Origin of the sequence: Rivihabitans pingtungensis (assembly GCF_003201855.1) — a bacterium.
GTDB lineage: Bacteria > Pseudomonadota > Gammaproteobacteria > Burkholderiales > Aquaspirillaceae > Rivihabitans > Rivihabitans pingtungensis.
Map to the genome: position 1 here is coordinate 1 of NZ_QJKI01000046.1, position 3,203 is coordinate 3,203.

2 protein-coding genes and 1 pseudogene are annotated in these 3,203 nt (G+C 62.5%); all 3 read right to left on the reverse strand.

The window, feature by feature from the left end; genetic code table 11:
• Positions 1 to 146: 146 nt before the first annotated feature.
• Complete coding sequence (locus tag DFR34_RS16605) at positions 147 to 980, reverse strand: EAL domain-containing protein (RefSeq protein ID WP_158281873.1); 834 nt, start codon at positions 978 to 980, stop codon at positions 147 to 149.
• 16 nt (positions 981 to 996) lie between these two features.
• On the reverse strand, positions 997 to 1,998 hold the full coding sequence (locus DFR34_RS16610; protein ID WP_110392267.1) for a sulfate ABC transporter substrate-binding protein: 1,002 nt from the start codon (positions 1,996 to 1,998) through the stop codon (positions 997 to 999).
• Between the two features lie 418 nt (positions 1,999 to 2,416).
• Positions 2,417 to 3,097: pseudogene (locus DFR34_RS16615) on the reverse strand (sulfate ABC transporter substrate-binding protein); the annotation flags it as partial.
• Between the last annotated feature and the right edge of the window lie 106 nt (positions 3,098 to 3,203).

Genomic DNA, 3,203 nt, shown 5'->3' on the forward strand with positions numbered 1-3,203 from the left:
CGCTTCCGGCGTTTGGCCAGAGCTTACGAGAAGCTGCCGCAGACGCTGGCTGGATTACATTACGTGGCGTTTGCCATGTTGATGCTGCCGCACCTTCCTGATGTTGTTGGGATGGTTCAGAACATGCTCTAGCACCGGGCTTGGTGTCAGGCGTTGGCCGCCAGCGGCAGTCGCCCTTCGCTCAGCTCTCCGTGCGGGCGGCCGATCAGATAGCCTTGCAGCATGTCCACGCCGGCATCGCGGGCGATCTGCGCTTCGTCTTCGGTTTCCACCCCTTCGGCCACCACGGTGGCGCCCAGCGCGTGCACGGCGCTGACCAAGCGGCCGAGCAGATAGCGGCGCGCCTCGCTGCCGCCGGCAATCAGGCTGCGGTCAAATTTGACGATGTTTGGCTTGAGCGCGGTCAGGCGGTCGTAGTGCACGCTATGGCCTTCCTGGCCAAAGTCATCCAGCGCAATCAAAAAGCCGCGCGCCTTCAGCGCCTTCACCGCATCCGCCAGTTGCGCTTCGTCTGAGGTTTTGTGCTCCAGAATTTCCATGACGATGCGCTGCGGCGGCACGCCGGCTGCGTCGGCGATGTGCGAGAACACTTCGCCATGGCGGCGGGTGCTCAGCAGGTGGCGTGGGTGCAGGTTGAGAAACAGATAGCCATCCGCCGGGGTGGCGCGCACAAAGTTGGCCAGGTGCAGGCTGCGGCAGATGCGGTCCACCCGCGCCATGTCGTCGCCGGTGGCGAAGCGGTCGAGAAACTCCACCACCGGCAGCGATTCGCCGGCCAGGCTGTGCGGGCGCACCAGGCCTTCCCAGCCCAGCGTGCGCCCGGACACTGCGCCGATGATGGGCTGGAACGCAGACTCCAGCGCCACGCCAAAGCCGTGCGCGGCCACGCGTGGGCCTTCGTGGCTGAATTGCACGGGCGCGCCTTGCTGGATAAAGCGCTGGTTCAGCCAGTCCACAAAGTGCGCCGCGCGATTCGTCATGACTACATCCTTAAATTTATTTTTTACTGTAAATTTGGTCAAACACCCCGCCATCGCGGAAATGGGTGTCCATCGCCTTGCGCCAGCCGCCAAACACCTGCTCGACGGTGAAGGTCTGGATCGGCGGGAATTGCGCCGCATATTTTTTCAGAGTCTCCGAGTTGCGCGGGCGCAAATAGTTCTGCGCAGCCAGTTCCTGGCCAGCCGGGCTCCACAGATATTCCAGATAGGCTTGCGCCACCTTGCGCGTGCCTTTCTTGTCCACCACCTTGTCCACCACGCTGACCGGGTTTTCCGCCAGGATCGAGCGCTTGGGGTAGACCACGGTAAAGCTGCCGCGGCCAAACTCGCGGGCGACCATTTCGGCTTCGTTTTCAAACGTCACCAGCACGTCGCCAATCTGGCGCTGCATGAAGGTGGTGGTGGCGGCCCGCCCGCCAGCATCCAGCACCGGCACATTGGCGAACAGCTTTTGCACATAGGCGCGCGCCTGCTCGGCATTGCCGGCCTGCTGCGCCTGGCCCCAGGCCGCCAGATAGGTGTAACGGCCGTTGCCGCTGGTTTTCGGGTTGGGCACGATCACCTGCACACCCGGCTTGGCCAGGTCGGCCCAGTCTTGAATGGCCTTGGGGTTGCCCTGGCGGACGATGAACACAATGGTCGAGACAAACGGCGAGCTGCGGTCTGGCAGGCGCTTTTGCCATTCGGCCGGCACCAGCCCGCCGCGTTCGGCCAGGATGTCGATGTCCGGGGCCTGGTTCATGGTGATGACATCCGCTTCCAGGCCGGCCACCACGCTCATGGCCTGTTTGCTGGAGCCGCCATGCGATTGTTGCAGGGTGACGGTTTCGCCGGTCTTGGCTTTCCAGTATTGCTGAAAGGCAGGATTGTAATCCTTATAAAAATCCCGTGTGACATCATAGCTGACATTCAGCAGGGTGGCGTCGGCCCAGCTGGGCGCGGCCAGGCCGATGGTCAGACACAGGGTGGCGAGCAGGTGGGGCAGACGGGTGGGCATGGTGGGCTCCTGGTGGGGGATGGGCTGCGCTGCGCGCAGGGTTGCTGGGGGTGATTAAGACGGGGTTGCACCCCGTGCCCGCCCTACTTTCTTTGCTTCGCCAAAGAAAGTAGGCAAAGAAAGGCGACCCGGGTGGCGCGGTCAGCCCTGCGGGCTGACTGCCCTGCGCTTCTCGAAAGTCAGGGCCGCCACGGAATGGCGCGTCGGCTGCGCCGCCGCTTAGCCGTGGCGGAAACCTCCCTGACTTTCTGCGATGCTCGGCGCGCCACACGGGGGTGAACGGCGGCTAAGCACGGCGGGCTGTGGGTGTGGTGCGGGCAGAAGATGTATCCAGCGCTTACTTACACCCGCCCTGAACCCTACTTCTCCGTCATGCCCGCGCAGGCGGGCATTCAGGGTGTTGCGCTTGAAGCGGCGCTCAGCGGGCGTTGATCTGGTCAAACACGCCGCCATCGCTGAAGTGCGTGGTTTGCGCTTTGCGCCAGCCACCCAGGTCTTGAATGGTGAACAGTTTCAGCTTGGGGTATTGCGCGGCGTATTTGCTGGCCACGGTCGGGTCGATCGGGCGGAAGTAGTTTTCGGCGATGATGGTTTGCGCTTCTGGGGTGTACAGGAACTTCACGTAGGCATTGGCTTGTTTGAGCGTGCCTTTTTTCTCGGCGTTTTTGTCCACCACGGCCACTGGCGGTTCAGCCAGGATGGACAGCGGCGGGGCGATGATGTCGAATTTTTCCGGGCCAAGTTCTTTTTTGGCCAGCAGGGCTTCGTTTTCCCAGGCCAGCAGCACGTCGCCGATGCCGCGTTCGACAAAGGTCATGGTCGAGCCGCGGGCGCCGGTGTCCAGCACCGGCACGTTTTTGAACAGCGCTTTGACAAAGTCACGCGCCTTGGCTTCGTTGCCGCCCGGTTGTTTCAGCGCATAGCCCCAAGCCGCCAGGTAGTTCCAGCGCGCGCCGCCCGAGGTTTTCGGGTTGGGGGTGATCACTTGCACGCCCGGTTTCACCAGATCGCCCCAGTCTTTAATGGCCTTGGGGTTGCCTTTGCGCACCAGAAACACAATGGTCGAGGTGTAGGGCGAGCTGTTGTGCGGCAGGCGGGTCTGCCAATTGCTAGAGCCTGTTCTGAACTATCCCATAGCGGTAAAATCCAAGCCCCATGGAAAACCGCAAACCTTACCCATCCGATGTCAGCGACGAAGAATGGGC